This is a genomic window from Chloroflexaceae bacterium (assembly GCA_025057155.1).
Taxonomy (GTDB): domain Bacteria; phylum Chloroflexota; class Chloroflexia; order Chloroflexales; family Chloroflexaceae; genus JACAEO01.
In genome coordinates this window covers 1-786 of sequence record JANWYD010000079.1, presented here as the reverse complement: position 1 = coordinate 786, position 786 = coordinate 1, and the positions used below count along the sequence as shown (strand labels likewise).

Annotated in this window: 1 protein-coding gene; it reads left to right on the top strand. The window is 58.8% G+C overall.

The genetic code is table 11. The features are described 5' to 3' along the window. A partial coding sequence (locus NZU74_20360) for an ABC transporter substrate-binding protein (GenBank protein ID MCS6883682.1) occupies nucleotides 1–786 on the top strand: 786 nt, incomplete at both ends.

Sequence of the window (786 nt, the reverse complement as noted above, 5' to 3'; positions counted from 1 at the left end):
AATGTGGCCGTTTCCAATAAGCCGCTGGTACTCACGCCGGTGGTGATTGCGATGTGGAAACCGATGGCCGAGGCGATGGGTTGGCCGAATAAACCGATCGGCTGGAAGGACATGCTCGACCTAAGCAACGACCCGCAAGGCTGGGGCCGCTTTGGTCACCCGGAATGGGGCCGTTTTTCGTGGGGCCATACCGATCCAGAAATCAGCACGACTGCGCTCAGCACGCTGATCGCCGAGTTTTATGCCGCTACCGGCAAACGCGATGGCTTGACCGTCGCCGATGTGCAGAGCGAGCAGGCCACTCGTTTCATCCGCGAGCTAGGCCGCAGCATCAAACACTATGGCTATAACACGCTGATCTTTAGCGAGAACATGAAGAAGTTTGGCATGAGCTACATCTCAGCCTTCCCGATGGAAGAGATTACGCTCATCGACTTCAACAAATTCAACCCGCCACCGACGCCACTGGTGGCGATCTATCCGGCAGAAGGCACCTTCTGGCACGACAACCCATTTATCATCATGGCCAGCGCCACCGCTGACGAGCGGGCCGCTGCCGAGCGCTTCTACGAATTTCTGCTCACCGAAGAGAGCCAGCGCGCCGCGATGTCGTTTGGTTTCCGCCCGGCCAACCCCAATGTGCCACTGCTCGACCCGATCAGCCCGGCCTTTGGCGCTGATCCGCAAGGTGTGCAGACCGTCTTGGCCGTGCCGCCGGCTGAAGTCATCGTCGCGATCAAAAACTCGTGGTCGCTTAACCGCAAGCGGGCTGACATCTTGTTGGTC